The organism is Leeia sp. (assembly GCF_041909055.1).
GTDB lineage: Bacteria > Pseudomonadota > Gammaproteobacteria > Burkholderiales > Leeiaceae > Leeia > Leeia aquatica.
Genome location: NZ_JAYREC010000013.1, coordinates 1 through 1,583 on the forward strand (window position 1 = coordinate 1; position 1,583 = coordinate 1,583).

3 protein-coding genes are annotated in these 1,583 nt (G+C 62.6%); all 3 read left to right on the forward strand.

What is annotated here, in order from left to right:
* Positions 1-572, forward strand: a 572-nt coding sequence (locus tag ACE3O2_RS17700) for a DMT family transporter (protein WP_374339801.1), incomplete at its 5' end; no start/stop codon positions are given.
* 152 nt (positions 573-724) lie between these two features.
* Positions 725-1,006: a type II toxin-antitoxin system Phd/YefM family antitoxin gene (locus ACE3O2_RS17705; RefSeq protein WP_374339803.1), complete on the forward strand. Its 282-nt coding sequence runs from the start codon at positions 725-727 to the stop codon at positions 1,004-1,006.
* The gene (locus tag ACE3O2_RS17710; RefSeq protein WP_374339805.1) at positions 1,006-1,419 is read left to right on the forward strand and encodes a type II toxin-antitoxin system VapC family toxin; all 414 of its coding nucleotides are present in this window, start codon (positions 1,006-1,008) and stop codon (positions 1,417-1,419) included. Before ACE3O2_RS17705 ends, ACE3O2_RS17710 begins: the two co-directional genes overlap by 1 nt.
* Positions 1,420-1,583: the final 164 nt, after the last annotated feature.

Sequence of the window (1,583 nt, forward strand, 5' to 3'; positions counted from 1 at the left end):
TCACCTACCCCACCATCACGCTGCTCATCGGTGTGCTGTTCATGGGCAAAACCGCCTCGCGGCGCGAGATAGGCGCGCTGCTGCTGTCCTACGCAGGCATTGGCCTGGCCTTTACGCACGACCTGCAACTCGCCAGCGACATGGGCCCGGTGCTGCTGGGCGGTGCCTTTGTGCTCGGCTCGGCCGTGTCGTATGCGTTTTACCAGGCGGGCAGCGAGCCCGTGATCCGCCGCCTGGGCGCGGCGCGCTTTACCGCGCTGGCCATGCTGGTGTCCACCGTGGCCACGCTGGCGCACTTTGCCGCCACCCAGCCGCTGCAGGCCTTGGTGCAGCCCGCAGCGGTGTACGGCCACGCACTGGGCATGGCCCTGCTGTCCACCGTGCTGCCGGTGTTCATGACATCGGCCGCCATCCGCCGCATTGGCGCAGCGCCCACCGTGCTGATTGGCACCCTGGGCCCCATGCTGACCATCGTGTTCAGCTACTGGCTGCTGGGCGAGCCGCTCTCGCTGCCCCAAATGGCGGGCGCCGGGCTGGTGCTGGCGGGGGTGCTGCTGGTGGGGCGGCGCTAGGGCCTGTTCACACTATTTTTGCCAGTGCAAAAATAGTGTGAACAGGCCCTGGCTGTGGCGGGACGGCGGGGTCGGCAGCCTTGGTTGTTCAATAGGAGCCGGGCTACCAGCGGGTGTTTGACTTGTGAAGGCAAGTGGTGCAGACTAGTCAAATGACTAGTTTTATGGAGGTTGCGATGCATACGTGGCCAGTTCAGGATGCCAAAGCGCGTTTCAGTGAGTTCCTTGATGCCTGCCTGCTTGAGGGGCCGCAGATGGTGACCAGACGAGGCGCAGAAGCTGCCGTGCTCATTCCTGTGGACGAATGGCGCAGGCTCCAATCGGCGGCACGCCCCTCGCTCAAACAGCTCTTGTTGTCCGATGACGCGCGTGCAGACCTTGAGTTGCCTGTACGTGGTCACGCCACGCGCCGCAAGGTGGCGCCAATGCTGTGATGCATAAGTACCTGCTGGACACCAACGTTGTGTCGGAACTTCGCCGGCAACGACCACACGGTGGCGTGGTCGCTTGGCTGCAATCGCTGGATGACACCCAACTGCATCTGTCTGCGGCGACGCTGGGCGAGATTCAAGCGGGCATTGAGCTGACACGGGAACAAGACCCTGCCAAGGCGCAAGAAATCGAAAACTGGCTTGAATTGGTCGCCGGCACATACAACGTGCTGCCGATGGATGCTGGGACCTTCAGGGCGTGGACGCGATTGATGCACAGGAAGTCCGATACGCTTTATGAAGACGCCATGATTGCAGCCACTGCACAGGTGCACGGATTGACCGTTGCGACCCGAAACGTCAATGATTTCAATGCGTTGGGGTTGGACGTTTTCAATCCATTTGCCCCGACGTAGGCATGCAGTGCCTGACGGTTAAGCACCTCAAGCCGGGTTCAACACCCCCTGCCGCTGCCCCACCGCCTCGCGCAGGTAGGCCCAGGTGGCCTGCATGCGGGCCATGTGCTTGTTTTCGGCGGGCATGCTCATCCAGAAGGTGCGTGTAAAGCGCGCCTGGCCGG

Coding starts and splice junctions, on each gene's coding strand:
- ACE3O2_RS17710 (WP_374339805.1), top strand. CDS start 1,006: ATGCATAAGTACCTGCTGGACACCAACGTTGTGTCGGAACTTCGCCGG.
- ACE3O2_RS17705 (WP_374339803.1), top strand. CDS start 725: ATGACTAGTTTTATGGAGGTTGCGATGCATACGTGGCCAGTTCAGGAT.